The organism is Brevundimonas sp. (assembly GCF_047617075.1).
Taxonomy (GTDB): domain Bacteria; phylum Pseudomonadota; class Alphaproteobacteria; order Caulobacterales; family Caulobacteraceae; genus Brevundimonas.
The window spans coordinates 101333-127928 of the sequence record NZ_JBLGCI010000002.1 but is presented as its reverse complement, the minus strand read 5'-3'; the positions used below and the strand labels follow the sequence as shown (position 1 = coordinate 127928).

General features: G+C 68.7%; 27 protein-coding genes and 1 riboswitch. Of the genes, 14 read left to right on the top strand and 13 right to left on the bottom strand.

Annotated features, from left to right (window positions below; genetic code table 11):
- Positions 1–100 precede the first annotated feature (100 nt).
- From ACI8U3_RS02550 to ACI8U3_RS02540, 3 genes are all read left to right on the top strand, one after another.
- The gene (locus ACI8U3_RS02550; RefSeq protein WP_415013296.1) at positions 101–1240 is read left to right on the top strand and encodes a mannose-1-phosphate guanylyltransferase; all 1140 of its coding nucleotides are present in this window, start codon (positions 101–103) and stop codon (positions 1238–1240) included.
- Positions 1206–2072 carry an alpha/beta fold hydrolase gene (locus ACI8U3_RS02545; RefSeq protein ID WP_415013295.1) on the top strand — a complete coding sequence of 289 codons (867 nt, stop codon included), beginning with the start codon at positions 1206–1208 and terminating at the stop codon, positions 2070–2072. Before ACI8U3_RS02550 ends, ACI8U3_RS02545 begins: the two co-directional genes overlap by 35 nt.
- 100 nt (positions 2073–2172) lie before the next feature.
- The gene (locus ACI8U3_RS02540; protein ID WP_415013294.1) at positions 2173–2349 is read left to right on the top strand and encodes a YegP family protein; all 177 of its coding nucleotides are present in this window, start codon (positions 2173–2175) and stop codon (positions 2347–2349) included.
- Here ACI8U3_RS02540 and rimM read toward each other — a convergent pair.
- From rimM to ffh, 3 genes are all read right to left on the bottom strand, one after another.
- Entirely contained in the window at positions 2346–2870 is a 525-nt protein-coding gene (gene rimM / locus ACI8U3_RS02535; protein WP_415013293.1) for a ribosome maturation factor RimM, read from the bottom strand. The two genes, ACI8U3_RS02540 and rimM, sit on opposite strands and share 4 nt — an antisense overlap.
- A 142-nt stretch (positions 2871–3012) precedes the next feature.
- Entirely contained in the window at positions 3013–3558 is a 546-nt protein-coding gene (gene rpsP / locus ACI8U3_RS02530; RefSeq protein WP_415013292.1) for a 30S ribosomal protein S16, read from the bottom strand.
- A 25-nt stretch (positions 3559–3583) separates the two neighbouring features.
- On the bottom strand, positions 3584–5098 hold the full coding sequence (ffh, locus tag ACI8U3_RS02525) for a signal recognition particle protein (RefSeq protein WP_415013291.1): 1515 nt from the start codon (positions 5096–5098) through the stop codon (positions 3584–3586).
- 300 nt (positions 5099–5398) lie between these two features.
- On the opposite strand from ffh, the gene ppc reads away from it, so the two are divergent.
- Positions 5399–8095: a phosphoenolpyruvate carboxylase gene (gene ppc, locus ACI8U3_RS02520; RefSeq protein ID WP_415013290.1), complete on the top strand. Its 2697-nt coding sequence runs from the start codon at positions 5399–5401 to the stop codon at positions 8093–8095.
- Here the strand turns inward: ppc and ACI8U3_RS02515 are convergent.
- The 3 genes from ACI8U3_RS02515 to ACI8U3_RS02505 form a co-directional block, all read right to left on the bottom strand.
- The gene (locus ACI8U3_RS02515) at positions 8092–8808 is read right to left on the bottom strand and encodes a Crp/Fnr family transcriptional regulator (protein WP_415013289.1); all 717 of its coding nucleotides are present in this window, start codon (positions 8806–8808) and stop codon (positions 8092–8094) included. The genes ppc and ACI8U3_RS02515 overlap by 4 nt on opposite strands.
- Positions 8809–8824: 16 nt before the next feature.
- Positions 8825–9028 carry a hypothetical protein gene (locus ACI8U3_RS02510; RefSeq protein WP_415013288.1) on the bottom strand — a complete coding sequence of 68 codons (204 nt, stop codon included), beginning with the start codon at positions 9026–9028 and terminating at the stop codon, positions 8825–8827.
- Between the two features lie 157 nt (positions 9029–9185).
- Entirely contained in the window at positions 9186–11309 is a 2124-nt protein-coding gene (locus ACI8U3_RS02505; protein WP_415013287.1) for a M3 family metallopeptidase, read from the bottom strand.
- Between the two features lie 172 nt (positions 11310–11481).
- Here ACI8U3_RS02505 and ACI8U3_RS02500 point away from each other — a divergent pair, with 172 nt between their 5' ends.
- A complete protein-coding gene (locus tag ACI8U3_RS02500) occupies positions 11482–12333 on the top strand; it encodes a glutamate racemase (protein WP_415013286.1) in 852 nt (283 codons plus the stop codon).
- A 43-nt stretch (positions 12334–12376) separates the two neighbouring features.
- Entirely contained in the window at positions 12377–12919 is a 543-nt protein-coding gene (locus ACI8U3_RS02495; protein WP_415013285.1) for an SRPBCC family protein, read from the top strand.
- Between the two features lie 2 nt (positions 12920–12921).
- On the opposite strand, the gene ACI8U3_RS02490 is transcribed toward ACI8U3_RS02495, so the two are convergent.
- Together ACI8U3_RS02490 and ACI8U3_RS02485 are read right to left on the bottom strand one after the other, a co-directional pair.
- Positions 12922–13452, bottom strand: coding sequence for a carboxymuconolactone decarboxylase family protein (locus ACI8U3_RS02490; RefSeq protein ID WP_415013284.1), 531 nt, complete (start codon positions 13450–13452; stop codon positions 12922–12924).
- Positions 13453–13678: 226 nt separating this feature from the next.
- Positions 13679–14233, bottom strand: a complete 555-nt coding sequence (locus tag ACI8U3_RS02485; RefSeq protein WP_415013283.1) for a peroxiredoxin — start codon at positions 14231–14233, stop codon at positions 13679–13681.
- Positions 14234–14443: 210 nt separating this feature from the next.
- On the opposite strand from ACI8U3_RS02485, the gene ACI8U3_RS02480 reads away from it, so the two are divergent.
- Together ACI8U3_RS02480 and ACI8U3_RS02475 are read left to right on the top strand one after the other, a co-directional pair.
- On the top strand, positions 14444–15343 hold the full coding sequence (locus tag ACI8U3_RS02480; RefSeq protein ID WP_415013282.1) for a hydrogen peroxide-inducible genes activator: 900 nt from the start codon (positions 14444–14446) through the stop codon (positions 15341–15343).
- A gap of 40 nt (positions 15344–15383) precedes the next feature.
- The gene (locus ACI8U3_RS02475) at positions 15384–16349 is read left to right on the top strand and encodes a DMT family transporter (RefSeq protein ID WP_415013281.1); all 966 of its coding nucleotides are present in this window, start codon (positions 15384–15386) and stop codon (positions 16347–16349) included.
- Here ACI8U3_RS02475 and ACI8U3_RS02470 read toward each other — a convergent pair.
- From ACI8U3_RS02470 to ACI8U3_RS02460, 3 genes are all read right to left on the bottom strand, one after another.
- A complete protein-coding gene (locus ACI8U3_RS02470) occupies positions 16346–16549 on the bottom strand; it encodes a cold-shock protein (protein WP_415013280.1) in 204 nt (67 codons plus the stop codon). The two genes, ACI8U3_RS02475 and ACI8U3_RS02470, sit on opposite strands and share 4 nt — an antisense overlap.
- A 187-nt stretch (positions 16550–16736) precedes the next feature.
- Entirely contained in the window at positions 16737–17498 is a 762-nt protein-coding gene (locus ACI8U3_RS02465; RefSeq protein ID WP_415013279.1) for an extensin family protein, read from the bottom strand.
- A 55-nt stretch (positions 17499–17553) separates the two neighbouring features.
- Positions 17554–18654, bottom strand: a complete 1101-nt coding sequence (locus ACI8U3_RS02460; protein ID WP_415013278.1) for a serine hydrolase domain-containing protein — start codon at positions 18652–18654, stop codon at positions 17554–17556.
- Positions 18655–18749: 95 nt separating this feature from the next.
- Here ACI8U3_RS02460 and ppk2 point away from each other — a divergent pair, with 95 nt between their 5' ends.
- The 3 genes from ppk2 to ACI8U3_RS02445 are packed head-to-tail and all read left to right on the top strand — an operon-like array spanning position 18750 to position 21446.
- Positions 18750–19499 carry a polyphosphate kinase 2 gene (gene ppk2 / locus ACI8U3_RS02455; RefSeq protein WP_415013277.1) on the top strand — a complete coding sequence of 250 codons (750 nt, stop codon included), beginning with the start codon at positions 18750–18752 and terminating at the stop codon, positions 19497–19499.
- A 24-nt stretch (positions 19500–19523) separates the two neighbouring features.
- Positions 19524–20564, top strand: coding sequence for a UbiA family prenyltransferase (locus ACI8U3_RS02450; protein ID WP_415013276.1), 1041 nt, complete (start codon positions 19524–19526; stop codon positions 20562–20564).
- A 33-nt stretch (positions 20565–20597) separates the two neighbouring features.
- Positions 20598–21446 carry a PdaC/SigV domain-containing protein gene (locus ACI8U3_RS02445; RefSeq protein ID WP_415013275.1) on the top strand — a complete coding sequence of 283 codons (849 nt, stop codon included), beginning with the start codon at positions 20598–20600 and terminating at the stop codon, positions 21444–21446.
- Here ACI8U3_RS02445 and ACI8U3_RS02440 read toward each other — a convergent pair whose 3' ends face one another.
- Together ACI8U3_RS02440 and ACI8U3_RS02435 are read right to left on the bottom strand one after the other, a co-directional pair.
- A complete protein-coding gene (locus tag ACI8U3_RS02440; RefSeq protein ID WP_415013274.1) occupies positions 21447–22097 on the bottom strand; it encodes an aspartate/glutamate racemase family protein in 651 nt (216 codons plus the stop codon). It abuts the gene before it with no gap.
- Positions 22097–23095, bottom strand: a complete 999-nt coding sequence (locus ACI8U3_RS02435; RefSeq protein ID WP_415013273.1) for a D-cysteine desulfhydrase — start codon at positions 23093–23095, stop codon at positions 22097–22099. Before ACI8U3_RS02435 ends, ACI8U3_RS02440 begins: the two co-directional genes overlap by 1 nt.
- Before the next feature lie 102 nt (positions 23096–23197).
- Positions 23198–23306: riboswitch (TPP riboswitch) on the top strand.
- 75 nt (positions 23307–23381) lie between these two features.
- Between ACI8U3_RS02435 and thiC the strand changes: the two genes are divergently transcribed.
- Genes thiC through ACI8U3_RS02420 form a run of 3 tightly spaced genes read left to right on the top strand, consistent with a single transcriptional unit; the run spans position 23382 to position 26584 of the window.
- Positions 23382–25250, top strand: coding sequence for a phosphomethylpyrimidine synthase ThiC (gene thiC / locus ACI8U3_RS02430; RefSeq protein ID WP_415013272.1), 1869 nt, complete (start codon positions 23382–23384; stop codon positions 25248–25250).
- Complete coding sequence (locus tag ACI8U3_RS02425) at positions 25247–25765, top strand: hypothetical protein (RefSeq protein WP_415013271.1); 519 nt, start codon at positions 25247–25249, stop codon at positions 25763–25765. The genes thiC and ACI8U3_RS02425 overlap by 4 nt, the downstream gene beginning before the upstream one ends.
- A gap of 54 nt (positions 25766–25819) precedes the next feature.
- Entirely contained in the window at positions 25820–26584 is a 765-nt protein-coding gene (locus tag ACI8U3_RS02420) for a DUF5131 family protein (RefSeq protein WP_415013270.1), read from the top strand.
- Positions 26585–26596: the final 12 nt, after the last annotated feature.

Genomic DNA, 26596 nt, shown 5'->3' with positions numbered 1-26596 from the left:
CCGCCGCGCCACGCCCGGTCGCTCAACTCCGGTTGCGGCTTGCTACGCGTTAACCTTTTTCTCTAGGGTGACTGCCGGGGATTTTGAGGAGGGCTGAAGGATGGACCAGGGCGTCCTGCCGGTGATCCTGTGCGGCGGATCGGGCTCGCGCCTGTGGCCCCTGTCCACCGCCGAGCGGCCAAAGCCGTTCCATCCCATCGCGGGCGACGAGACCCTATTGCAGGCCACCGTCCGCCGCCTCGCCCCATCGCCCGCTGCGCCGTTTCTGCCACCGATCATCGTTTGCGCCGCCGCCCATGAGGATCTGGTGCGGGCCCAGTTGCGCGCCATAGGCGTCCGTCCGGCCATGATCCTGACGGAGCTTGAGCCGGGCGGCACGGCCCTGGCTGTGGCCTGCGCCGTCCGGGCGGCCATGGAGATCGCGCCGGACGCGGCCGTCCTGATCGCGCCCGCCGACCACCGCATCGAGAAGCCGCAGGATTTCCGCGCCGCCGTCATGACCGCCGCAGGGGGCGCGAGCGACGACATCGTCCTGTTCTCCGCCCGGCCCGAAACGCCCGAGACCGGCTATGGCTACATCCGCGCGGGCGCAGCGCGCACTGGCGGCCTTCACCGCATCGACCGCTTCGTGGAGAAGCCCGAGCGGGAGACGGCCGAGGCCATGATCGCCCAGGGGGACTGGGGCTGGAACATGGGGTTGTTCCTGGGGCGCCCGGCCGTCTTTCAGGACCAGATCGCCCGCCATGCCCCCAGGGTCGCCGCCCGCGCCGAGGCGGCATGGTCCGGCGCCCGGCGACGCGGCTCGCGCGTGACCCTGGCCGCCGCGCCCGGGCCGTCCGTCTCGCTGGACCGGGCGGTGATCGAGCATAGCGACCGTCTGGCCATGGTCGCCTGCGACTTGGGCTGGCGCGATGTGGGCTGCTGGAACGCCCTGTGGTCGGCATCGGGCCGCGACCGGGCCGACAATCACCTGAAGGGGGCGGCCACGGCGGTGGAGTCCTCCGGCTGCCTGGTCTGGAGCGGCGGGCCGCCGGTGGCGGTCATCGGCATGACCGACGTGGTGGTGGTCTCCACCCCCAGCGGGGTTCTGGTCATGCCCCGGTCGCGGGCCCAGGAGGTGGGCGCCCTGTCCGGCGTCCTGCCGGTACGGGTCTTTAATTCCGCTGTCGATGAATTAGGGTCAGCGCCCCAACAGGATGCGCCCCATGATCTTCACCGACCGCCGCTGGACCTCCGATGAGCTGAGCCTCTACGCCCGCGACTATGCGGGGGCCGAGGGGCCGGCGCGGCTGCCGGTGATCGCCATCCACGGCCTGACCCGCAACAGCGCCGATTTCGGGACCATCGCGCCCCTGATCGCGGCGACGGGCCGCCGGGTGCTGGCGCTGGATGTGCGCGGGCGGGGCCGGTCGGACCGCGCGGCCGACCCCATGACCTATCAACCGCCCATCTATGCGAAGGACGTGCTGGCCCTGATGGATCAGGCGGGTATCGGGCGGGCGGTTTTTCTGGGCACCTCCATGGGCGGCTTGATCACCATGGCGCTGACCGCCTTGACGCCGGAACGGGTCGCCGCCGCCATTCTGAACGACATCGGGCCAGAGGTTGCGCCCGAGGGCCTGGCCCGCATCGCCGCCTACACCGGCCAGAAGGTGGATATCCGCAACTGGGACGACGCCGCCGACTATGCCCGGCGCACCAATGGCGCGGCCCTGCCGCACTACGGCCCGGACGACTGGATGGCCTTCGCCCGCCGCGTCTTCCGCGAGGGCCCGGACGGGGTTCCGGTGCTGGACTATGACCCGGACATCACCGCGCCCATGCGCGCGGCGGGCAAGGACGCCCTGGTCCCGGACCTGTGGCCCGCCTTCCGTAATCTGGCCGAGGGCCGCAAGCTGATGCTGGTGCGCGGCGCCACGTCGGACCTGCTCAGCCCGGACATAGCGGGGCGTATGCGTGAGGCCGCCCCGCACATGGTCTTCGTGGAGGTTCCCGGCGTCGGCCACGCCCCCATGCTGGACGAACCGGCGGCGCGCGGCGCCATTCTGGACTTCCTCTCGGACGCGGGGTGAGTTTCACACAACTGTGTCTGTGTCGCGCCCGGCTGCGGTTGACCTAAGGCCTCGCCGTGGCACGGTCGCCGGGTCGGGGATCAGATGAAGGGAGGCCGCCGTGGCCCACACGTTCGAGATCTACAAGGACAAGGCCGGAGAGTTCCGCGTCCGTTTCAAGTACAATTCCGAGGTGATGTTCTCCACCGAGGGCTATAGCTCCAAGGCCTCAGCCGAAAACGCCATCGAGTCCATCAAGAAGAACGGCCCGGGCGCGCCCGTCGAGGACAACAGCTAGTCCGGCTCGCGCTCGCCCACCTCGTTGGGGCGCACGGCCAGAATCCAGCCGTCGGCGATGTGCAGTTCGGGCGTCGCCTCGCGGGTGAAGGGCAGATACCAGGTCTGGCCGCCCTCGGCCGGGGCGATCTCAAGCATGTCCGAGGCGCCGAAATTCTGCACCGCCTTGACGCGTCCCAGCGCGTGCCCGTCGGGATCCCGCGCCTCCAGCCCGATCAGGTCGGTGACATAGACCTCGTCCTCGTCCGGCGCGGGAAAGCGCTCGCGCGGCACGAACAGCTTCAGGCCGCGCAGGGCGTCGGCCTGTTCCTTGGTCTCGATCTCTTTCGCCCGGCCGATCACCGCGCCCTTGGCGGCGCGGGCGGTGGTCAGGGTCAGGCCGGTGGAGCCGTCAGCGCGCAGCAGGGGGCCATAGGCCTTCAGCGCCAGAGGGTCGTCGGTGAAGGCGGTCACCCGCACCTCGCCCCGCACCCCGAAGCCTCCGGCCACCTGGCCCACGAGGATGAGTTTTGCCTCGGACATGGTTCACAACTCCGCTCATCCCGGCGAAGGCCGGGATCCAGATCGTAAGGCGCCGGCCGGAAACGAAAAGGAGCAGCGCTTCCAGGCGAAACGCTGCTCCTGACTTTTCCGGACCCCGGCCTGCGCCGGGGATGAGGGCCGATTAAGCCTCGGTCTTTTCCTCGGTCGCCTCTTCGGCGGCGGGGGCTTCTTCGGCGGCCGGAGCGGCTTCCTCAGCAGCAGGGGCCTCGGCGGCGGGCTCTTCGGCGGCCGGGGCTTCCTCTTCCTTGGGCGCGGCGGCGGCGGCTTCGGCAGCGGCCTTGGCCTCTTCCTTGGCGGCGGCTTCAGCCTCGGCGCGGTCGGCTTCGCGCTGAGCCCGCTCGGCGGCGCGCTCCTGGGCCTTCTTGCCCGGCTTGGCGCGGTTCGGGTTGTTGCCCTGGGTCCAGGTGACCTGACCGGCGAGGGCCTCGTCCTGGCTCAGGAAGCGGGCCACGCGGTCGGTGGGCTGGGCGCCCTTCTTGAGCCATTCCGAAATGCGGTCGGCCTTCAGCTTCACGCGGGGCTCGGCGTGGTCCTTGGGCAGCATGGGGTTATAGCTGCCCACGCGCTCGATGAACTTGCCGTCGCGCGGCGAGTGGGAGTCGGCCACCACGATGTGGTAGTAGGGACGCTTCTTGGCGCCGCCGCGGCTCAGGCGAATCTTCAGCATTTTCAGTCTCTTTCGTTAGAAGTCGTTATTTCTTCGGAGGGAATCCGGGAAGGCCGGGAAGCCCGCCGGGGGGAAGGTCGGGACCGCCCGGCGCACCCAGGCCCGGCAGCATCGATTTCAGTTTCTCGGGGTCGGGAGGGGGCAGTTTGCCGCCGCCCATGGCCTGCAGCCGCGCCATGTCCGCGCCGCCGCCGCCCATGCCCATCATGGCGGCCATTTTCTGCAGGTTCTTACCGCCCCCCTTGGACAGCGCCTTGACCGCATCGGCCATCTGGCGGTGCTGTTTCAGTAGGCGGTTGATCTCCTGCACCTCGACACCGGCGCCGGCGGCGATGCGGCGCTTGCGGCTGGCGTTCAGCCCGTCGGGCTTCTTGCGCTCGGCTTTGGTCATGGAGCTGATGATGGCTTCCTGACGCGAGATCATCTTGTCGTCGATGTTCGCATTGGCCATCTGGGCCTTCATCTTGGCGGCGCCCGGCAGCATGCCCATGATGCCCTGCAGCCCGCCCATGCGCTTCATCTGCGCCAGCTGGCCGGCCAGATCGTCCAGATCGAACTGACCCTTGGCCAGCTTCTTGGCCATCTTCTCGGCCTTGGCCTGGTCCAGCTCCTCGGAGGCCTTCTCCACCAGGGCCACGATGTCGCCCTGGCCCAGGATGCGTCCGGCAACGCGGCGGGCGTCGAACACCTCCAGCGCATCGACCTTCTCGCCGGCGCCCAGATATTTGATCGGCAGGCCGGTGACCGCCCGCATGGACAGCATGGCGCCGCCGCGCCCGTCGCCGTCCGCCCGGGTCAGGATCAGGCCGGTCAGGGGAAGGCGCTCGTGGAAGGCGCGGGCGGTGCGCACCGCGTCCTGACCGGTCAGGCTGTCGGCCACCAGAATGGTCTCGACAGGCTTCGAGATCGCCGCGACCTCGGCCGCCTCGGCCATCATGGCCTCGTCCAGGGTGGTGCGGCCCGCCGTATCCAGAATCAGGACGTCGAAGCCCTGCAGCTTCGCGGCCTGAAGGGCGCGCTTCGTGATCTGGACCGCGCTCTCGCCCTTGACGATGGGCAGGGTGGCCACATCGATCTGCTTGCCGAGAGTCTCCAGCTGCTCCATGGCCGCCGGACGCCGGGTGTCCAGCGAGGCCATCATGACCTTCTTGCGATCGGTCTTGGTCAGCCTCAGCGCCAGCTTTGCCGACGTCGTGGTCTTGCCCGAGCCCTGCAGGCCGCTCATCAGGATGACGGCGGGCGGCGTGGCGTTCAGGTTCAGCGGAACCGGCTCTTCGCCGCCCAGCATCTCGATCAGGCCGTCGTGGACGATCTTGATGACCTGGTCAGCCGGCTTGACCGAGCGGATCACGTCCTCGCCCTGGGCGCGCTCGCTGGCGAAGGCGATGAAGTCCTTGACCACCGGCAGGGCCACGTCGGCCTCGAGCAGGGCCACGCGCACCTCGCGCATGGCCTCGGCGATGTCCTTCTCGGACAGGGCGCCGCGACCGGTGATCCGGTCGAAGACGCCTGTCAGTCGCTCGTTCAGAGCCTCGAACATTCACAAACCTCGTTTGGCGATGAACCAGGCCCCATAGAGAAACGTCCTCTGGCGACGATCACGTCGGCAGAGGGTTCTCGCCGGGCTCATCCATCTGAAAGATGGGGTCGTCCCGGTGGAGACGCGAAGGTTCACTTGCGCCGGAAGCGGCGGCTTATGCGCGATTTCCCGGCATTTGTCGAATCGGGATCGATCCCGCGCACAAACCGTTTCAGGGAGGCAAAAATCTGTCTGGTTCTATCGCCATCGCGGGGTGTTTGGGGTCAGACTGTGCGCCTCCCCGAGCTTTCAGGATATGACATGACGCCCACTGCCGCCGACGAGACCTTGCGTGACGAAATCCGCCTGCTGGGCGCGATGCTCGGCGAGGTCATCAAGGATGAGGGCGGTCAGGCGCTGTTCGACCGCATCGAGGCGGTGCGTCAGGCCTCCGTCGCCTATCACCGCGACGACGACGGCGACGCCGAGGCGCTGGAGGCCCTGCTCAAGGACATCGATCTGGATCAGGCGGTCGGTCTGGCCCACGGCTTCGCGGCCTTCTCCCTGCTGGCCAATATCGCCGAGGACCGGGCCGGCAAGCGCCGCGCCCTGGACCAGGCTGAGGCCGGCGCCCGGCCCGACACGCCCGCCGGCGCGCTGAAACGTCTGGCGGATCAAGGCGTGGGCAAGGATGAAATCCGGGATCTGCTGGCGGAAGCCCTGATTTCGCCCGTCCTGACCGCCCACCCGTCCGAGGTGCGGCGCAAGAGCGTCATCGACCGCATCGCCGGGGTCAGCGATCTGCTGGACGCCTGCGACAAGGGCGGGCCTGCCTGCGACATCGAGCAGCGCAACGCGGGCCTGCGTCGCCAGATCGTCATCCTGTGGGCCACCCGACTGGTGCGCCAGAGCCGGCTGGTGGTGCAGGACGAGATCAACACCGTGGTGTCCTTCCTTGAACGGGTGTTCCTGAACGTGGCGCCCGAGCGCCTGCACGCCTGGCGGGACCTGCTGGAGGCCCCGGACCTCAAGCCTTTCCTGAAGATCGGCAGCTGGGTCGGCGGCGACCGGGACGGCAATCCCAACGTCAACGCCGAAGTGCTGACCGCCGCCTTCCGCACCCAGTCCCGCGCTGTGCTGGCCCACTACATGGATCAGGTGCACGCCCTGGGCGCCGAACTCAGCCTGTCCGGGGCCCTGGCCCGCATCAGCCCCGAGATGAAGGCCCTGGCCGAAGGGTCCGGCGACACCTCGGACCACCGCGCCGACGAGCCCTATCGCAAGGCGCTCAGCCATATCTACGCCCGCCTGTCGGCCACCTTCCCGCTGCTGACCCGCGTTCCCGCGCCCCGTCCGGCCCGGTTCGAGGCGCCGCCCTATGAAGGCCCGGCCGGGTTCCGCGCCGATCTTCAGGTGCTGCACGCCTCCCTGACCGAGAACCACGGAGCGGTCTTCGCCGACGACTCCCTGAACCGCCTGATCACCACCGTGGACGTGTTCGGCTTCCACATGGCCACGGTGGACCTGCGCCAGAACTCCGATGTGCACGAGCGCGTTGTCGCGGACCTGCTCAAGGTGGCCGGGGTGTGCGACGATTATCTGGCGCTGGATGAGGAGGCCCGTCTGGCCCTGCTGGCCGCCGAGCTGGAATCCTCGCGCCCGCTGTTCTCTCCGTATGCGGATTATGAAGACGAAACGCTGAAGGAGCGGGCCATTCTGGCGGCGGCGGGCGAGGCCCTGCGGCTGTACGGCCCGAACGCCGTGCGCACCCACATCGTGTCCAAGACCACCTCGGCGTCGGACATGCTGGAGGTCTATCTGCTGCTCAAGGAGGTCGGACTGTACCGGTCGGAGGCGCCGGAGCAATGCCCGATCCAGGCCGCGCCCCTGTTCGAGACCATCGAGGATTTGCGCGCCTCCCAGCCGACGCTGGAGCGCCTGCTGGCCGAACCGTCCGCCCGCGCCGTGGCCCAGGCGCGCGGCGTGCAGGAAGTGATGATCGGCTATTCGGACTCCAACAAGGACGGCTCCTACCTGACGTCCACCTGGGAACTGCACGAGGCGTCGCGCGCCCTGCTGGGGGTGACCCAGGCGGCGGGTCTGAAGCTGCAACTGTTCCACGGCCGGGGCGGCACCGTGGGCCGGGGCGGCGGGTCGTCCTTCGCGGGCGTTCTGGCCCAGCCCCAGGGGACCGTGGCCGGCCGCATCCGCATCACCGAACAGGGCGAGGTCATCGCCAACAAGTACGGCGAGCCCGAGGTGGCGGCCCGCAACCTGGACGCCCTGACCTGCGGGGTGCTGCTCAACTCCCTGCGCCCGCCCGCCGACGAGAGCCTGACCGAACGCCACGGCGCGACCATGCAGACCCTGTCCCGCGCCTCCATGGCCGCCTATCGGGCGGTGGTCTATGACACGCCGGGCTTCGTGGACTATTTCCGCGCCGCCACCCCCATCGCCGAGATCGCGGATCTGAAGATCGGCTCGCGCCCGGCCTCACGCTCCACCTCCACCGCCATCGAGGACCTGCGCGCCATTCCGTGGGTGTTCAGCTGGTCCCAGTCGCGGGTCATGCTGCCGGGCTGGTTCGGTTTCGGCTCGGCGATCAAGGACGCGGACATGGAGGAGCTGCGGGCCATGGCGGCGGACTGGCCCTTCTTCAGGACGCTGGTCCAGAACCTGGAGATGGTGCTGGCCAAGGCCGACATGTCCATCGCCCGTCGCTACGCCTCGCTGGTGCCGGACAAGGCGCTGGCCATGCGGGTGTTCGGCGCCATCCAGTCCGAGCATGATCGCACCCGCGACGCGGTGCTGGCCATCACCGGCCATGACGACCTGCTGGGCGGCCAGCCCGAGCTGGACCGCCTGATCAGCCTGCGCATGCCCTATGTGGAGCCGCTCAACCACGTACAGATCGAGCTGATCCGTCGCCGCCGCGCGGGCGACGACGACCCGCGCGTTCGCGAAGGCATTCTGCTCACCATCAACGGCGTGGCCGCCGGGCTGCGGAACAGCGGCTAGCTCTTATCCAGCGACAGCGGCCAGACGTCGTTCCAGCGCGAGCGATGCGCATGAAGGCACTCGCAGGCGCGGGCTTCCGTGCCCGGCCGGTCGAGGATGGCGATGCGGCCGCGCTTCTGCTGGATCAGGCCCAGGGCCTGCATTTCGCCCGCGATCTGGCTGACGGTGGTGCGCTGAACCGCCAGCATCTGGGCCAGGAATTCCTGGGTCAGGTCGATCTCGTCGCGCCCGGCCTGATCGCAGGCCGCCACCAGCCAGCGGCAGAAGCGCGCCTCGGCCCGGTGCCAGGCCCGGCACGCCACCGACTGCTGGGCCTGATTGGCGAGACCCTCCAGATACTGGAACAGGGCGTGCCGGAACGTGGGCCGTGTGGCGACCAGGCCCAGAAAGTCCTCCAGCCCCATCTTGAGGGTGGAGCCGGACACCTGACAGATGGCGCGGGTGTAAACTGGCAGACCCGCCAGCGCCGGTCCCGCGCCCAGCAATCCCTCGCGGCCCACCATGCCGCATTCCACCGCGTCGCCCTCGCGCAGCAGGGTCATCAGGGACACCACGCCGCTCTCGACGAAATGCAGGTGCTGGATGGTGTCGCCCGGTTCGTAGAACAGGTGGCCGCTGACCATGGCCTCGCGGGTCAGATAGGGCGACAAGGCCATGCGGTCGGCCTCGCTCAGCGAACCCAGCAGGCGGTTGGCCGTGAGCTTCTGGTTCATCAACATGACCCGAAGCCTAGCTGGACGCCGACAGATCGGTGGCGGTGACGCGCATGGGCTGGCCCCCCTCGACCCAGAATTCAACGCCCCCTCGATGCGGAGCCGAGGCCAGCAAGTCGAGGGCGCGCCGACGCGCCGCCTGATCGTCGGCGCAGTCGTCGAACTCCAGCATGGCCGAAACCCCGGCCGCGTCCATAAACATGAATGTGTAGATACTCACCGACGCCCCTGGCACAGCCCCCTGTGCATTGAGACTCACCCATAGGTGGTTCCTGCAAAGCTGTCTGTCTGGCGCCCGACAGAAGGGGGTATACGCAGGAAAAAGGCCCGCCGGATCGCTCCGGCGGGCCTCCAGTCCTTGCGATTGAGACGCGCGCTTAACTGGTGGGGAAGCCGCGCGTGCGCAGCAGGGCCGTCACATCCGGATCGCGGCCGCGGAACTGGCGATAGGCCTCGGCCCGGTCCGTGGTGTTGCCCGGGGCCAGGATGATCTCCTTGAACCGGCGCGCCGTCTCCGGATCGAACGGATCGCCCGTCTCCGTGAAGGCCGCCCAGGTGTCCGCGTCCATCACCTCGGACCACAGGTACGAGTAGTAGCCGGCCGAGTAGGCGTCGGACGTGAACAGGTGATTGAACTGGGGCAGGCGGTGCCGCATCACGATCTGACGCGGCATGCCGATGCGCTCGAGGCTCTCGCGCTCGAAGGCGTTCGGGTCGGTCACCGGCTGGGCCCGGTTATGCAGGTCCATGTCCACCAGGGCCGACGAGAGATAGCTGACGGTGTGATAGCCCTCTGCGAAGGTCGAAGACTCCTCGATCTTGTCCAGCAGGGCCTGCGGCATGGCCTGGCCCGTTTCGTGATGGCGCGCGAACTGGTCCAGGATCGGACGGGTCAGCACCCACTTCTCGTGCACCTGCGACGGATACTCCACGAAGTCGCGCGGCGTGCCGCCCAGGCTGGGATAGTTCACCGTGGACAGCAGATAGTGGATGGCGTGGCCGAACTCGTGGAACAGGGTCTGGGTGTCGTCCAGCGAGATCAGCAGCGGCTCGCCCGCCGGCGCCTTGATGAAGTTGTTGTTGTTGGACGCCAGCACATTGCGCTCGCCGTCGATGGTCGAGTGGCTGCGGTAGGTGGTCATCCAGGCGCCCGAACGCTTGCCCGAGCGGGCGAAGTCGTCCGAATAGAACAGGCCGATGTGCTCGCCGGAGTCCTTGTCGGTGACCTCGAACACCTTCACGTCCGGATGGAACACCGGGACCGTGCCGTCCGGCAGCGGCGTGAACACCATGCCGTACAGGCGTTCAGCCATGTAGAAGGCGCCCTGCTTCATCGAGTTGAGCTCGAAATAGGGCTTCAGGTCGTTCTGATCGAGGTCGTAGCGCTCCTTGCGGACCTTCTCGAGGTAGTAGAGGTAGTCCCAGGGCTCGATTTCGTGACCGGCCATGCGGGTCATCTCGGCCACTTCCTCGCCGACGCGGGCGACGGCGGGCGGCCAGACCCGCATCATCAGCTCCATGGCCGCCTCGGGCGTCTTGGCCATGGTGTCCTGCATGCGCCAATGGGCGTGGGTCTCGAAGCCCAGCAGGCGGGCGCGCTCGGCGCGCAGGCGCAGGATCTCGGCGATGGTCGCATTGGTGTCGTTGGCGTCGCCGTTGTCGCCGCGATTGACGAATTTGCGCCAAATCTGCTCGCGCATGCCGCGGTCGTCGCCGAAGGTCAGGAACGGATCCACGGCGGAACGGGTGTTGACGATCACATAGCCCGACAGGTCGCGGCTGCTGGCCGCCTCGGCGGCGGCGGACTTGTTGGAGTCCGGCAGGCCGGCCACGCCCGCCTCGGATTCGATGTGGGTGAACAGCTGCTCGTCGGCCACCACCTTCTGCTGGAAGTCGGTGAAGGCGGTGGACAGGGCCTGGTTGATGCGGCCCAGTTCTTCCTTGCCGGCGGCATCCAGGGCCGCGCCGTTGCGCACCAGACCCTCGTATTCCCGCTCGACCAGGCGACGCTGCTCGGCGGTCAGCCCGGCGGCCTCGGCGCCCTCATGCACGGCCTGGATGCGCTGGAACAGCACCTCGTTGAAGGTGATCTCGTCGCTGGCGGCCGACAGGATCGGCGACATCTCGCGGTTCAGGGCCTGATAGTCGGCCGAACCGATGTTGCCGATCATCACGCCGAAGATGGAACCGGCGCGCTGGATGTGCTGGCCGCCCCGCTCCATGGGCAGGATGGTGTTCTCGAAGGTGGCGGGCTCGGGGTTGTTCACCACCGCGGCCACCTCGGCGCGCATCTGCTCGATGCCCTTGTTCAGGGCGTCGCGCAGCAGGTCCGGCGTCACCTGATCCCACGGCGGCACGCCCTGGTAGGGGCCCGGCCACGGGTCGGCCAGCGGATTGCCGGTCATCACCGTCTCGGCCGCCCCCGGGGCGGCGGGCATGGTGGCGCAGGCGCTGACCGCGAGCACGCCGGCGCTGGTGAGGATCATCTGACGTCTGTTCATGGGGACTCCCGTTGTTTCCGGCCATCGGCGCGAAAACGCGCGCCCATTCCGGCCTTTTGTGACGCGCACAGTATCACCCTGCGCCTGACCGTCACCTGAACGTATGTAATGGAGCGACCCCCCGCCCGCCGCAAGCCTGTTCGGCACAACGAAATCCGGCTAAAGCCCGGCCATGGCCATTGGTGTTTTCGATTCCGGCGTGGGCGGTCTGACCGTTCACCGCGAGCTGGTGAACCGGTTTCCCGGCGCCGACTTCATCTATCTGGCCGATCAGGCCCACGCCCCCTACGGCGGGCGCGGCGGCGAGGAGATCGTCGAGCTGACGCGGGAGGGGTGCCGCCGCCTGTTCGACGCGGGCGCCGCCGTGGTGGTCCTGGCCTGCAATACCGCTTCGGCCATCGCCCTGCGCCGCCTGCAGCAGACCTGGATTCCCGGCGAGCGCGAGCGGCTGGGTCGTCCGGTCAATGTGCTGGGCATCATCGTGCCCACCATCGAGGCGGCCACCGGCCTGCCCTGGAGCTATGAGGCCGAGCCCCGCGACGAGAAGATCGAGGCCATCGCCGTCACCGGGGTGTTCTGCACCGCCGCCACGGCCATGAGCCGGGTCTACGAGATCGAGATCGACAAGCGCCGCGAGGACATCGCCGTCTTCACCGAGCCTTGCCCCGGACTGGCCGGGCTGATCGAGCTGGGCGCCCCGGCGGAAGAGCTGGAAGTGGTGGTCCGTGATCACGTGGACGCCCTGCGTCGGCGCGTCGGCCGCCACCCGGACAAGGCCGTGCTGGGCTGCACCCACTACGAGATCGTCGCCGATGTGTTCAAACGCGCCCTGCCCGAAGGGGTGGAGCTGATCCACCAGCCCACCGCTGTGGCGGACTCGCTGGAGCGCTATTTCAGCCGCCACCCGGACTACGACATCGGAACCTCTGGCCGCCGCACCTTCCTGACCACCGGGGCGCCCGGGCCCCAGTCCGCCATGGTCAGCCAGTTCTGGGGCGCGCCCCTGAGCTTCGACGCGGCTTGACGGCGGGACGCGGACGGCGCCCCCTTACAGCCGGAGGACCGCCATGTTCAGATTGCTCATCGCCGCCACGGCCCTGTTGACCCTCGCGAGCCCGGCCCGCACCGAAGTGCGCGAGACCGCCCCGCACGGATTTCAGGTGGGCGGGGAGATCGTCATCAACGCGCCTCGCGCCCTCGTGTGGCGGGCCATGATCCAGCCCGGCCAGTGGTGGCGCGACGACCACAGCTGGTTCGGCGACGCCTCGGCCATGACCCTGGAACTGACGCCCGGCGGCTGCTGGTGCGAACCGGGGCCGGACGGGGCCGGCGCCGTGCATATGACTGTCAGCCACGTGACGCCGGGCGAGACCCTGCGCATGACCGGCGCCTTGGGTCCGCTGCAAACCATCGGCGCCGCAGGCGGCATGGGCTGGACCCTTGCCGAAGAGGGCCAGGGAACCCGGCTGACGTGGAGCTATACAGTAGGCGGCTTTTCGCCCGGCGGCATGGAGGCCTGGGCCGGGCCGGTGGACGGCGTCCTGACCCTTCAGCTGAACCGCCTCAAGGCGCTGGCGGAGACGGGCGATCCCGCCCCCGCCGAAGACTGAAATCAGGCGCGGGCGGCTTCGGCCGCCGCGACCCGGGACGCCGCATTCATCACCGAGGCGATGCGCAGGGCGGCCTGGACCTGGGTGTTGGCCACGCCGTGCTTCTTCAGCTCGCCCTCGTGGGCGTCCAGGCAGGCGCCGCAGCCGTTGATGGCCGAAACGGCGGCGGACCACAGTTCGAAGTCCAGCTTCTCCACGCCCGGGTTGGCGATGATGTTCATGCGCAGGCGCGCCGGCAGGGTCTGGTACTCGCTGTTCTTCATCAGATGCAGCGAGCGGTAATAGATGTTGTTCATGCCCATGATGGCGGCGGCGGCGCGGGCCGCGTCGGCGGCCTCGGGGCTCAGCTTGTCGGCGACCAGCGCCTCGGTCGCCCGGATCACCGGCGCAGAACCGACGGCATGGGCGCAGGCCAGGAACGTGCCCCACTTCTGCTGGTCGTTCAGCAGGGTCTCGTTGGCCAGGGAGCTGAGGTTCAGCGAGATGTCCTTGGCGTAGGACGGCATCAGGTCGCGCAGGGCGTCGATGGACATAAAATTCTCCGTTGGGGGCGACCGCTCGCGGCGCGGCCGCTCGCTGCTTGAGCCCCATGGTTTGTGCGGCTACCGCGCGCGCCGCGGGCGCTCGCTACTTGAGCCGCAAGACATGAACGCGCTCAAGCAGAGAGACGCCGCGCGTCGAGCGATAGCGCCCTTAAAAACAAGCAGCGTAAAGGCGGCGACATCGCGCCGCCGCCTCCACATGCTCAGTTCGCCGTCTTTACGCGGCCAGCGTCTCACCGCCGACGGGGCGGTTGCAGGCGCACAGCTCGTCGGTCTGCAGGGCGTCCACCACGCGCAGGGTGTCGGCCGGGGCGCGGCCCACGTTCAGGTTTGTGACATAGACGTGCTGCACGACGTTGTGCGGATCCACCACGAAGGTAGCGCGCAGGGCCACGCCCTCTTCCTCGTTCAGCACGCCCAGATCGCGGGCGAACTTGCCGCCGTTGTCGGCGAAGGACCAGATCGGCAGCTTGTCCAGATCGGCGTGGTCGCGGCGCCAGGCCAGCTTGACGAACTCGTTGTCAGTGGAGCCGCCCAGGACGACGGTGTCACGGTCCTCGAAATCGCGGGCCAGCTTGGCGAATTCCGCGATCTCGGTGGGGCACACGAAGGTGAAATCCTTGGGATAGAAGAAGATCACCTTCCACTTGCCCTCGAAGCTGTCCTGGGTGATCGGCTCGAAGGCCGAGACACCGTTCTCTTCGTGATTGTTGAAGCCGGGCTTCACGCCGACCAGTTTGAATTCAGGCAGTTTTGCACCGACGCCGAGCATCAGGTTTCTCCGTTGCTTTTGTTTCGATTGATCGTCGGGGGAGGTGACGACCGCAGGTGCGAGATGGACTGTGCGCCGCACAAAGTCAAACTGTCACGAGGACGCATCCCCATAAGATTTGCTTATCCAAAGCATAGAGCGAACCTCCATGTCGGATAACGCCGAACGATAGATTTTGATCTCTGCATAGGAAAGGCCTATGCCGCCATCATGCTCCCCACCCTGCGTCAGCTCCAGTATCTCAAACTGCTCGCCGAGCACGGCTCGTTCAGCCGCGCGGCGGAGGCCGCCCACGTCAGCCAGCCGGCCCTGTCCGCCGGGGTGCAGGAACTTGAAAAGGTGCTGGGCTCCCCGGTGGTGGAGCGCACCCGCGGCGCGGTCCAGCTGACCGCCGTGGGCGCCGAGGCGGTCAAGCGCGCCGAGGATGTGCTGGCCCGCACCGAGGATCTGGTGGAGGCCGCGCGCAACGCCGGCAAGCCCCTGTCCGGCCGGTTCCGGCTGGGAGTCATCCCCACTATCGCCCCGTTCCTGCTGCCCGCCACCCTGCCGCGGCTGAAGGACCGGCACCCTGCCCTGCGCCTGTTCCTGCGCGAGGACCTGACCCCCCGCCTGGTGGCCCAGCTGAAGAGCGGCCAGCTGGACGCGGCGGTGATCGCCCTGCCCTACGAGGCGGCGGGCATCGACCACGCCCGCATCGGCTATGACGAAATCCTCGCCGCCGCCCCCGCCGGGCATCCCCTGGCCCTGGCCGAGACCCTCGGCGCCGACGATCTGGAGGCCTCGGACCTGATCCTGCTGGAGGACGGCCACTGCCTGCGCGACCAGGCCCTGGCCGCCATCGACATCGAGACGCCGCGCGGCGACGACGTCTTCGCCGCCAGCTCCCTGCACACCCTGGTGCAGATGATCGACGCCGGGCTGGGCGTCAGCTTCCTGCCGCGTATGGCCGTCACCGCAGGCCTGACCCAGGGCTCGGGCGTCGTCACCCGGCCCATTTCCATCTCCAGCGCGGGCCTGCCCCCGCGCCGCGAGATCGTGGTGGCCTGGCGCGCGGGGTCCAGCCGCGCCGCCGAGGCCCGCATGCTGGCCGAGGCCCTGAAACTGGGCTGATTGCGCTCCCCAAGCCCGGGCAGCGGCGCTATGAGCGCCCATGATCTCGCCCCGCCTCACGACCGTTCTTCCCCTGATCGTTCTCGTCTGCTCCGCGCTCGTGCTGAGCCTGGCGCCGATTCTGGTGCGGGTGACCGAGACGGGGCCGGCGGCGGCGGGGCTTTGGCGGTTCATTTTCGCCCTGCCGCTGCTGTTCCTGCTGACCCACAGGCCGGGCGGCGAGGGCGTGGGGCGGCCGTCGAAATGGATGGCGCTGGCGGGGTTGTTCTTCTTTCTGGACCTGTCGTTCTGGCACTACGGCATCGTCATGACCTCGGTGGCCAACGCCACGGTGCTGTGCAACCTCACGCCGGTCGTCGTGACCCTGTTCGCCTGGGTCGTCCTGAAGCAGAGGCCGCGCGCGGTGTTCCTGCTGGCTCTGGCTTTCGCCATGACCGGCGCCTTCGCCATGGCGGCGGGCGCGGACGGCGGGCAGGGGACGAACCCGCTGATGGGCGACCTGTTCAGCCTGTCGGTGGCGCTGTGGTACGCGGGCTATTTCCTGGCGGTGAAGGCCGCGCGAACCACCGCGGGGGCGGTGCGGGTCATGCTGTGGAGCACCGCCATCCCCATTCCCCTGATGCTGGGCGCCTGTCTGGTGCTGGGCGAGTCCATCATTCCCGCCACCCTGGCCGGCTGGGCCGCCTGCCTGGGTCTGGGCGTCATGCATGTGGCGGGACAGGGCGGGGTGGCCTGGGCGCTGGGCCGGGTGTCGGCCGCCATGACCGCCGTGGTCATCCTGATCCAGCCGGTGGCGGCCGCGATGCTGGGCTGGCTGATCTTCGGCGAGACCATGACAGCCGTGCAGATAGGCGGCGGCGTTCTGGTGCTGTCCGCCGTCATCCTGGCCCAGTGGTCGGCGCGGGAACGCCCGCCCGCAGCCCTGGAACGGCAAACGGGCGCGGAACCCATGGATCCCGCGCCCGTCCTGTCTTCGAATCCTGAGCCTTCCGGCCGGAAGGATTAGAGAAGCTTGAGGTTCACCGCGGCGGTCTTGCCGCGCTGTTCTTCAAGCTCGTACTCGATGCGGGCGTTCTCATCGAGACCCTGCAACCCCGCCTTCTGAACGGCGGTGACGTGGACGAACACGTCCTTGCCGCCGTTTTCCGGTTGAATGAAGCCAAAGCCCTTCGTGGGGTTGAACCACTTGACCGTGCCGGTCGCCATGTTGCGCACTCCGTAATGGCGCTTCTTCCAGTCGTACGCCCCGACGGAGCGCACGGCGGTCCAATCGTGAGAACCCGCTCGAAACGAACGGACGACCGCACGGGAAAAGTCCACGCGAGATCTCGCACCGCGACGACTTTCTCACCCGTCTGTCCACAACGGTCAACCGGGAAACGACTCGCCGTTTTCAGTTGCAGAGGCCGCGCTGGGCCCCGTCGAAATGCAGGTGATCCTCGTGGGCGGCGTTGTATTCCGGGCCCAGAACCGTGGCGAACACCTGACAGGCGCCCCGGCTGAGACGGCGCAGGAACACGGAGCCCTCGCGCCCGTTCGGGCCCTCGCCGTCCCAGTCCGCGGACAGGGTCACGCGCCGGCCGTCCTCCAGGGTCACGCCCGCCACGTCCAGCGCATTGGCGCGGGCGTGCTCGCTGGGCCGGTCGCTGACCCGGTCCGAGCCATAGATCCGGCGGCAGGAATAGGAGCCGTAATTGTCCACCCGGGCCACGTCCGAGCCGAAGGTCTCCCGCGCGGCGGGGCGCAGCACCTGCCGGTCCCAGATCACATAGCGCATGGCCAGGGGGCACTGCATGACCAGCCCGCCGGGCGCCAGGGGCGTCACGTCGCCGCCGGTGATGCGCACGGCCCCGCGCACGATGCAGAAGCCGCCGTCTTCGCGGTCCTCGGCCCGCTCGACCTCCACCCCCGCGTCGCGCAGCATCCCGATGCAGGCGTCGGTGACGGCGGTCGCTTCCTCGGCCGCCGAGGTGCGGGTCAGCTCGAAGTCCGACACCTTGGCCGCCGTGGCCCGGCCGATAGGAGCGCCCAGATCCAGCGGCTTCCACGGCAGATCCTGGGGCGGGGCGAAGGCGTTCAGCAGGAAGAAGCCCGCCGCCACGCCCAGCGCCAACTCCCACAGCAGATTCCAGAAGTCGGCCAGATCGCGATCCATCAGCCCTCTCTAGACCACGCTGGTGACGACGCCAAAACGGTTCGCGTGACCCGGGTCAGGTCTCCGGACGGATCAGGCGCAAGGCCAGCCCCTGGGTCGCCGGGCCTCCCCTGCCATGGTCGTTGGAGGCGGCCACGGCGGCCAGCCCCCGCGCGGGGGCCACGATGGTTGTGACGTGCCACAGGGTGTTGGAGCCCTCGTGGGCCAGCATCGGGCCGCCGGTCAGCGGGCTGTTCGCCGCCACGGCCCAGCCCAGGGCGTACTCCGCCCCTTCCGGAGGCGTGGTCAGCCGGGTGAGGGTCCCGGGAGTCACGAACCCGCCGCCGTCGGTCAGGAACAGCACGAGGAACCGGCCATAATCCGCCAGCGTCATGTGCGCCGTGCCCGCCGGTCCGAGGAACGGGGGGTTGTCCGAACCGGGCTGGTCCGGCTGCACCGGCACGGGTCCGCCCATGTTCATGTGGCCGCGCGGCTGGTCGCCGGTCGGCGGGCCGAAACCGCCGCTGGAGATGCCTAGCGGGTTGAACAGCCGCGCCCGCATGGCCTCTTCCCAAGGGTTCCGCGTGATGCGCTCGATGGCGGCGCCCACAAGGATGTAGTTCAGATTGCCATAGGCGAAGACGCCCGGTTCGCCCGTTGGCGCCGCGCTCAGGGCGCGGCGGGCCAGGTCAGTGCGCTGGTCCTCCATGGGGCGCGGATCGCTGAACCCGCCGGATCGGGTGGGCAGGTCCAGCACGGCTTCATCCAGCAGGCCCGCCCGGTGGGTCATCAGGTCCTCGATGGTCGTCTCCGCCCAGGCGGCGTCGATCTCCAGATCGGGGAACAGCGCGGGCAGGGTCGCGCCCCACCGGGCCAGCCCCTCCTCCACCAGCTTTCCGTACAGCATGGCCGTCATGGCCTTGGTGTTGGAGCCCAGGTGCCACAGGTCCTGATCGGTCACGGCGTCCTCACCGCCCGCGGCCCGAACCCCGGTCGCGGCGGTCCAGACCAGCCCCTCACGACCGATGACGGCCCCGGCCAGGGCGGGGGCGCCGGAACCTTCGAACACGGAAGCCAACATCTCATCGCGGGGCGAGCGCATGGCCAGGGCGGGCTCGGCGGCGGCGCTCGCCGTCAGGGCGGCGGCGCTCAGCATCAGGCGGCGGCGGTCGATCATGGCGAGGTCTCCTGTCGCTCGCATCCAGTCTAGCCGGATCGGGCGCCACGTCATCCCCGCTTGCGCCTGCAGCCCGCCGGACGCAGTGTAAGGCCATGGGAAAAACCGACGGTTACAAGGCGACCCTCAAGCGGCTCCAGCTGGAGATGGTGCGGACCCAGGCCTGGCTGATCGCCGAGGGCCGCCGGGTGGTGGTGGTTCTGGAGGGGCGGGACACCGCCGGCAAGGACGGCGCTATCCGCCGCATGACCGCCCACATGGCGCCGCGCGCCACCCGCGTGGTCGCCCTGCCCAAGCCCACCGAGCGCGAGACCACCCAGTGGTATTTCCAGCGCTACACCCCGCACTTCCCGGCGGCGGGCGAGTTCGTGGTGTTCAACCGCTCTTGGTACAATCGCGGCGGGGTCGAGCCGGTGATGGGCTTCTGCACCCCGGCCGAGCATGCGGCCTTCCTCGAGGACGCGCCGGAGTTCGAGGACATGCTGACCCGCCACGGCATCGCCCTGATCAAGCTGTGGCTGGACATCAGCCGCGAGGAGCAGGCCGACCGGCTGGAGGCGCGCCGGGAGGACCCGCTGAAGAAGTTCAAGCTCTCCCCCCTGGACGGCGAGGCGCAGAAACGCTGGGACGCCTATTCCACCGCGCGGGACCAGATGCTGTGGGCCACCCACACCGGCCACGCGCCCTGGACCATCGTCGCCACGGACCGCAAGAAGGACGCACGGCTGGGCGTCATGAGCCATGTCCTGTCCCGGCTGGAGCGGCCGGATCGGGAGGAGCCGATCAATCCCGATCCCGACATCGTCTTTCCGTTCCATGAAGCCGAAGGCCGCATGGCGCCCTGAGCGCCGGCTCGCTAGACCCTCCTCATGACTGCTTCGCCGCTTCCTGACGCCGCGCGCGCCAACTGGGTGGACCGCTTCGCGCCCGAGGGCCTGAAGCCGTGGCTGAAGCTGGGCCGGTTCGACCGGCCCATCGGGATCTGGCTGCTGTTGCTGCCCGGCTGGCAGGGGATCGCGCTGGCGCTGGCCCAGAACCGGACGGCGCCGGACGCTTATGGCTGGTGGTTGGTCGGCGCGTTCGCCGTCGGGGCCTGCCTGATGCGGGCGGCAGGCTGCGCCTTCAACGACATCGTGGACCGCGACATCGACCGGCAGGTGGCCCGCACCGCCGCCCGGCCCGTGGCCTCGCGCCGCATCAGCGTGAAGGGCGCCTGGGCCTTCGTCATCGGCTGTTCGCTGGTCAGCCTGCTGATCCTGCTGACCTTCAACCTGACCGCCATCCTGCTGGGCGTCGGGTCGCTGGTTCTGGTGGCGGCCTATCCCTTCATGAAGCGCATCACCTGGTGGCCACAGGCCTGGCTGGGCCTGACCTTCAACTGGGGCGCCCTGATGGGCTATGCGGCGGCGCTTTCCACGGTGGCCCTCGCAGGTCTCGAACCGTGGGCCGAGGCGGCGAATGTCTGGACCCTGTTCGCGGCCGACCCCTACGCTGTCCAGCATCACTACTGGATCGCGTTGACCCTTGAAGGCTTTGCACCCGCACTGCTCCTCTACCTCGGCGGCGTGTTCTGGACCCTGGGCTACGACACCATCTACGCCCTTCAGGACATCGAGGACGACGCCATGGTGGGGGTGAAGTCCTCCGCCCGGCGGCTGGGCGGCAGGGTGAAGACCGGCGTCGCGGTGTTCTACGGCCTGGCCGTGCTGTGCGCGGCGGGCGCCGGGGTGCTGGCCGGGCTCGGCCCGCTGTTCGCCCTGGGCCTGCTGGCTTACGCCGGGCATCTGGCCCTTCAGGTGGCCCGCGTGAAGCCCGACGACGGCGCCCTGGCCCTGCGCCTGTTCAAGTCCAACCGCGAGGCGGGCCTGATCCTGCTGGCGGCCGTCGCGCTCGGCGCGATCTCGTTGTAGGCTCGCCCTTCCTTCCCCGAGGAGACGTCATCCATGAAAACCGCTTCCCGCGCCCTGATCCTCTCCGCCGCCGTGGCCCTGACGCTGGCCGCCTGCGAGCGCCGCGAGCGCGAGGCCGCCCCCGATGCGCCCGCCCCGGCGACGGACGAGGCGCAGGTCACGCCCGCCGAGGGCGCGGCGCCCATGACCTACGAGAGCGAGAACCGCTTCGCCCAGGTGGAGCTGGAGCTGCCCGACGCGGTGCGCGCCCGGCCTGACCTGCACGCCCGCCTGTACGCCGAGGGCGTGCGGGAGCTGCGCACCTTCTCCGAGGGCGCCCAGGCGGACCGCACCGAATATGAAGGCGACATGGATCTGCCGCCCTACGCCAAGCATATCGACTATGTGGCTGCGGGCGAGACCGGCAAGCTGATCAGCCTGCAACGCAACAGCTCCGAATACACCGGCGGCGCCCACCCCAACCCGTCCTATGGGGCGGTGATCTGGGACAAGGCCCTGAAGCGCATCGTGCAGCCGGCCCAGCTGTTCCGCCGGGGGGCGGACCTGTCCTCGCTGGACCAGGCCCTGTGCGACGCCGTCAACGCCGCTCGTCTGACGCGCAACCCGAACGCCGAGCGTATCGGCCTGAACGAGACACAGGGGGGCTGGTCCTGCCCCCGCGCCGCCGCCACGCCTTTCGTGCTGGCGCCGTCCACCACGCCGGGCAAGGCGGGCGGGCTGATCTTTCTGATCGGACCGTATCAGGTGGGGCCCTACGCCGAGGGCGGTTACGAGATCGCCGTGTCCCAAGCCGAGTTCCGCGCCCTGCTGGCCCCGGCCTATGTGGACGAGTTCGCGGGCGCGCCGGTGCGCGAGGGCGACGTCACCGATCCCGCCGGCTGATCAGCGGCACGCCCTGACGCAGGCGGCGGCCAGCACCTGGAGGGTGTCGATCAGCGGGACGGCCAGGTCCCGCTCGCCCAACACCAGCGGAACCTCGGTGCAGCCCGCCACCACCGCGTCGGCGCCCTGATCCACCAGCCGGGCGGCCAGCCGGGCCATCCCGGCGCGCACCGCTGCGCCTGTATCACCCGCCTTGATGCGCCCGATCAGGTCCATGAACGCCGCCTGGTCCGCCTCGGCCAGCAGCACGGCGTCCAGACGCTGCGCGTGCAGCATCCGCCCGGCGCCCGTGCCCAGCACGCCGGGGCGCCGCGCACCGCGCCCATGCACCGCCCGCGCCGTCTCCTCGATGATGTGGATCAGCGGCAGACCAGACGCTTCCTTGATCGCCGCCGCATGGGCGTGGGCGGTGTTGCACGGCATGGCCAGCACCTGGGCGCCCGCATCCCTCAGGGCCGCCGCCATGCCTGCCAGTTCGCGCCCCGCCGCCTCCGGCTCGGTGTTGCGGTTGGGCACGCGGGGGTTGATGTCGGCGATGACGCGGATGTGGTCGGCGTCGCCCGCCGCCGGGGTCAGGGCCTGAAGCTGCTCCAGAAAGGCCACCGTGGCCGCCGGCCCCATGCCGCCCAGAACCCCCAGCACCTTGCCCATTACAGCTTGCCGTCCAGCTCGCTGTGATAGCCGAACAGGCCTTGCGCCCCGCCGGTGTGCAGGAACACCAGCGTCTCGCCCTCGAAGCGGCCTTGCCCCGCCAGGGCGATCATCCCCTTCATGGCCTTGGCCGAATAGACCGGATCCAGCACCAGCCCGTCGGTGCGCGCCGCCAGCTTGAGGGCCTCGATCACCCCGTCGTCGATCAGGCCGTAGCCCTCGCCCACATAGTTGCAGTCGGCGACCACCAGGTCGTCCTTCATGCGATCGCCGTGGCCCAGCAGGGCGCAGGTCTCGTGGGCCAGCTTGCGCACATTGGCTTCCTGCTTGTCCTTCGGCGCGCGGACCCCGATGCCCAGCACCGGAATGTCGGCCCCCATCACCGCCAGTCCGGCCACCAGCCCCGCATGGGTGCCCGCGCTGCCCGTGGCGGTGACGATGCGGTCGATCTCCAGATCCAGCTCATCGGCCTGGACCACGATCTCGCGGGCGCAGTCCACATAGCCCAGCGCCCCGATGGCGTTTGATCCGCCGCCGGGGATCACATAGGGCCGCCCGCCGCGCGCCCGCACCTCATCCGCCGTGGTCTCCAGCTCGGCGGCCATGTCCGTGCCGCCCGGCACGGTGCGGATCGCCGCCCCGAACAGCCGGTCCAGCAGCACATTGCCGTTGCCCACATAGTCCGTCGCCGTGGACCCGGTGCGTTCCTCCAGAATGATCTCGCACGCCAGCCCGCAGGCCGCCGCCGCCGCCGCCGTCTGGCGCACATGGTTGGACTGCACCGCCCCCTGGGTCACAAGCGTGTCCGCGTCCTGGGCCAGCGCATCGCCCAGCAGGAACTCCAGCTTGCGGGTCTTGTTGCCCCCGCCCGCCAGGCCGGTGCAGTCGTCCCGCTTGATCCAGATCTCCACCCCCAGCGCCTCGGACAGACGCGGCGCCGGCTCCAGCGGCGTGGGCAGATGCGCCAGGCGCACACGGGGAAAGCGGGAAAGATGCATGGGCAGGCTCCTGTCTGAAGTTTCCGGCTTACACGGCTGCGGGCGTTTCGTCAGGCCCGCGTCACGGGCTGGTCGGAACCGTGAAATCGGCGTAGGCTGGCCGCCTGTTCTCCCGGGGGCGGCAAGCGAGCCGCTGAGATAGAGGTGTCCCTCTGACCGGTCGAACCTGATCCGGGTCATGCCGGCGAAGGGACGGGAACGGGCGGCCCTCACGCCCCGGCGCCACAGGACCGCTCCGCCTTTTCTGATCGTCGGCGCACCCTCTTGCGAACGAAGAGGCCGCGCCATGAACATCCACGCTTCCCCCAAGAAGAACCCTTCCCGTGCGCCCGAGACGGGCGACGTCACCGTCGGCCCCCGCATGGGCGGCAAGAAGATTTACGAGCCCGGCGCCCTATTCCCCCACATCCGCGTACCGCACCGCCAGATCGACCTGCACCCCACGGCCGAGGAGCCCCCGGTGGTGGTCTACGACCCCTCCGGCCCCTACACCGAGGACGCCCCGGCCATCGACATCGCGCGCGGTCTGGGCCGTCACCGCGAGGCCTGGCTGGCCCGGCGCGGCGACGTGGAGCCGGTGGCCGACCCCCGGCAGGTCAAGCCCGAGGACAACGGCGGCGCGTCCGGCGCCCATCTGGCCCCCGCCTTCGACGACAGCGCCCGCCCGGTCTGGCGCGCCCGTCAGGGCCGCCCCGCCACCCAGCTGGAGTACGCCCGCGCCGGGATCATCACGGAAGAGATGGAATACGTCGCCATCCGCGAGAACCTGGCCCGCGACGCCGCCCGCGCGGTCATCCGCGACGGCGAGGACTTCGGCGCGTCCATCCCCGATCATGTCACGGCCGAGTTCGTGCGCGAGGAGGTGGCCCGGGGCCGCGCGGTGATCCCCGCCAACATCAACCACCCGGAGCTGGAGCCGTGCATCATCGGCCGCAACTTCCTGGTCAAGATCAACGCCAACATCGGCAACTCGGCGGTGCTCAGCCACGTGGCCGACGAGGTGGACAAGATGGTCTGGGCCACCCGCTGGGGCGCCGACACGGTCATGGACCTGTCCACCGGCCGCAACATCCACAACATCCGCGACTGGATCGTGCGCAACGCCCCGGTCCCCATCGGCACCGTGCCCATCTATCAGGCGCTGGAGAAGGTCGGCGGCGTGGCCGAGGACCTCAACTGGGAGGTGTTCCGCGACACCCTGATCGAACAGGCCGAACAGGGCGTGGACTATTTCACCATCCACGCGGGCGTGCGCCTGCCCTTCGTGCCCATGACGGCCAGGCGCGTCACCGGCATCGTCAGCCGGGGCGGCTCCATCATGGCCAAGTGGTGCCTGGCCCACCACCGCGAGTCCTTCCTGTACGAGAATTTCGCCGAGATCTGCGAGATCATGCGCGCCTATGACGTGACCTTCAGCCTCGGCGACGGCCTGCGCCCCGGCTCCATCGCCGACGCCAATGACGAGGCCCAGTTCGCCGAGCTGCGCACGTTAGGGGAGCTCACGAAGATCGCTTGGGATAAAGGCTGCCAGGTCATGATCGAGGGCCCCGGCCATGTGCCCATGCACAAGATCAAGGCCAATATGGATGAACAGCTCAAGCACTGCGGCGAGGCGCCGTTCTATACCCTGGGCCCGCTGACCACCGACATCGCGCCCGGCTACGACCACATCACCTCAGCCATCGGGGCCGCCATGATCGGCTGGTTCGGCACCGCCATGCTCTGCTACGTCACGCCCAAGGAGCATCTGGGCCTGCCCGACCGCGACGACGTCAAGACCGGCGTCATCACCTACAAGCTGGCCGCCCACGCCGCCGACCTGGCCAAGGGCCACCCCGCCGCCCGCCTGCACGACGACGCCCTCAGTCGCGCCCGGTTCGAGTTCCGGTGGGAGGACCAGTTCAACTTAGGGCTAGACCCCGAAACCGCCCGCAGCTTCCACGACGAGACCCTGCCGAAAGACGCCCACAAGACCGCCCACTTCTGCTCCATGTGCGGCCCCAAATTCTGCAGCATGAAGATCAGCCAGGACATCCGCGACGCCGCCGCGGCGCAGAACGATGCGGGCGGGAGTCTGGAGGAGGCCGAGAAGGGAATGGCGGAGATGAGCGCGAAATTTCGCGCCGGGGGCGGGGAGATCGAGGTGAAGGTGTGACGGTGCCGCTTGCTGTCGATTGGAACGCGGTATCGGCAGTAGCGGCGGCTGGCGTTCTGGCTTGGGCGGTTTGGGAGCATGGTCAAGCAGCTCGACAGAGGCGCAACCGTGATCTCGCTTTGCTTCGGGCTTTGATTGTGGTGACGCGCGGCGCCGAGAAAATTCTCCGCCGTCGCCGGGCCGAGGCGACCGAACAAGGCCTTCCGGCTGCTAAAGTTGCCCAGGCGCTTCTGTTCACCCGCGGCCTTGAAATCTCGATGCGAGCGTTAGAGGGCGTGTCGCTGCTTGACCTGCCGACCGCCAATGCCGTTGACGCTCTATTGGCCGCTCGCGCCGGAGTGGAAAATGCATTGGCCGCTGCTGAACTGATCGCTGCCGAACAAGCGCCCATTGAGGCACTGGATGCGGGGATCGCTGCCTTGTTTAAGGCTGCGGAGAAGTTCGATAGCGAACGGACGAAGCTGCGCCCGCTGATCGACAAGCTGCGCCGGAAGCCAGTGGAGTCAATTGCTTAAGGCGGACGGGACCATGGTGGCGATTCACACCCTTTAAGTTCATGGTTTGTTCTCATGGCCCAGCTATCTGACATCGAGTGGACCGACATCACGTGGAACCCCGTCGCGGGGTGCCTTGTGATCACACCTGGCTGCACCAACTGCTACGCGATGCGAATGGCGGCTCGTCTGGAAGCCATGGGCCTTGACAAGTACAAAGGCCTCACGCGCAAGAGTGGCAAGCGATACGTCTGGACGGGCAAGGTCCGGCTGGATGAGGCCTCGCTGGAGGCACCACTGAAATGGCGCAAGCCGCGCAAGGTTTTCGTCAACTCAATGTCGGACCTGTTCCATCCTGACGTGCCCGCTGATTTCGTGGCCAAGGTCTGGAGCGTCATGGAACGGACGCCGCAGCACACCTACCAAATCTTGACCAAGCGGCCGGAACGCATGCGCGAGGTTATTACCGCGTCAGGCTTACCCGCGCTGGAGCATGTCTGGCTCGGAACCAGCGTTGAAGATGCGGCCGTTTTGTCGCGCTTGGACGATTTGCGAGCAACGCCCGCGATAATCCGGTTCGTTTCGTTCGAGCCGTTGATCGGGTCCGTCGCCGGGGCCAATCTGGACAACATCCATTGGGCTATCGTGGGCGGTGAATCCGGCCCACGGGCCCGGCCGATGGAAAAAGAATGGGTGGATGAGATCCGGCTGACCTGTCTGGCTGCTGGCACCGCCTTTTTCTTCAAGCAGTGGGGCGGGACCAATAAGAAGGCGGCCGGACGGATGCTGCACGGCAGAGAGTGGAATGAGCTACCGGAATCAGCCACAAGTCTTGGGTGACAACCGGGAGTT

What these genes read in the sequence shown, in the direction of transcription:
- ACI8U3_RS02515 (WP_415013289.1), bottom strand. Translation starts at nt 8,808, where the DNA reads ATGAACCAGAAGCTCACGGCCAACCGCCTGCTGGGTTCGCTGAGCGAG.
- ppc (WP_415013290.1), top strand. Translation starts at nt 5,399, where the DNA reads ATGACGCCCACTGCCGCCGACGAGACCTTGCGTGACGAAATCCGCCTG.
- ACI8U3_RS02445 (WP_415013275.1), top strand. Translation starts at nt 20,598, where the DNA reads ATGAAAACCGCTTCCCGCGCCCTGATCCTCTCCGCCGCCGTGGCCCTG.
- ACI8U3_RS02485 (WP_415013283.1), bottom strand. Translation starts at nt 14,233, where the DNA reads ATGCTCGGCGTCGGTGCAAAACTGCCTGAATTCAAACTGGTCGGCGTG.
- ACI8U3_RS02550 (WP_415013296.1), top strand. Translation starts at nt 101, where the DNA reads ATGGACCAGGGCGTCCTGCCGGTGATCCTGTGCGGCGGATCGGGCTCG.
- ACI8U3_RS02495 (WP_415013285.1), top strand. Translation starts at nt 12,377, where the DNA reads ATGTTCAGATTGCTCATCGCCGCCACGGCCCTGTTGACCCTCGCGAGC.
- ffh (WP_415013291.1), bottom strand. Translation starts at nt 5,098, where the DNA reads ATGTTCGAGGCTCTGAACGAGCGACTGACAGGCGTCTTCGACCGGATC.
- ACI8U3_RS02450 (WP_415013276.1), top strand. Translation starts at nt 19,524, where the DNA reads ATGACTGCTTCGCCGCTTCCTGACGCCGCGCGCGCCAACTGGGTGGAC.
- ACI8U3_RS02480 (WP_415013282.1), top strand. Translation starts at nt 14,444, where the DNA reads ATGCTCCCCACCCTGCGTCAGCTCCAGTATCTCAAACTGCTCGCCGAG.
- rpsP (WP_415013292.1), bottom strand. Translation starts at nt 3,558, where the DNA reads ATGCTGAAGATTCGCCTGAGCCGCGGCGGCGCCAAGAAGCGTCCCTAC.
- ACI8U3_RS02545 (WP_415013295.1), top strand. Translation starts at nt 1,206, where the DNA reads ATGATCTTCACCGACCGCCGCTGGACCTCCGATGAGCTGAGCCTCTAC.
- ACI8U3_RS02440 (WP_415013274.1), bottom strand. Translation starts at nt 22,097, where the DNA reads ATGGGCAAGGTGCTGGGGGTTCTGGGCGGCATGGGGCCGGCGGCCACG.
- ACI8U3_RS02460 (WP_415013278.1), bottom strand. Translation starts at nt 18,654, where the DNA reads ATGATCGACCGCCGCCGCCTGATGCTGAGCGCCGCCGCCCTGACGGCG.
- ACI8U3_RS02465 (WP_415013279.1), bottom strand. Translation starts at nt 17,498, where the DNA reads ATGGATCGCGATCTGGCCGACTTCTGGAATCTGCTGTGGGAGTTGGCG.
- ACI8U3_RS02435 (WP_415013273.1), bottom strand. Translation starts at nt 23,095, where the DNA reads ATGCATCTTTCCCGCTTTCCCCGTGTGCGCCTGGCGCATCTGCCCACG.
- ppk2 (WP_415013277.1), top strand. Translation starts at nt 18,750, where the DNA reads ATGGGAAAAACCGACGGTTACAAGGCGACCCTCAAGCGGCTCCAGCTG.
- ACI8U3_RS02490 (WP_415013284.1), bottom strand. Translation starts at nt 13,452, where the DNA reads ATGTCCATCGACGCCCTGCGCGACCTGATGCCGTCCTACGCCAAGGAC.
- ACI8U3_RS02500 (WP_415013286.1), top strand. Translation starts at nt 11,482, where the DNA reads ATGGCCATTGGTGTTTTCGATTCCGGCGTGGGCGGTCTGACCGTTCAC.
- thiC (WP_415013272.1), top strand. Translation starts at nt 23,382, where the DNA reads ATGAACATCCACGCTTCCCCCAAGAAGAACCCTTCCCGTGCGCCCGAG.
- ACI8U3_RS02475 (WP_415013281.1), top strand. Translation starts at nt 15,384, where the DNA reads ATGATCTCGCCCCGCCTCACGACCGTTCTTCCCCTGATCGTTCTCGTC.
- rimM (WP_415013293.1), bottom strand. Translation starts at nt 2,870, where the DNA reads ATGTCCGAGGCAAAACTCATCCTCGTGGGCCAGGTGGCCGGAGGCTTC.
- ACI8U3_RS02470 (WP_415013280.1), bottom strand. Translation starts at nt 16,549, where the DNA reads ATGGCGACCGGCACGGTCAAGTGGTTCAACCCCACGAAGGGCTTTGGC.
- ACI8U3_RS02420 (WP_415013270.1), top strand. Translation starts at nt 25,820, where the DNA reads ATGGCCCAGCTATCTGACATCGAGTGGACCGACATCACGTGGAACCCC.
- ACI8U3_RS02505 (WP_415013287.1), bottom strand. Translation starts at nt 11,309, where the DNA reads ATGAACAGACGTCAGATGATCCTCACCAGCGCCGGCGTGCTCGCGGTC.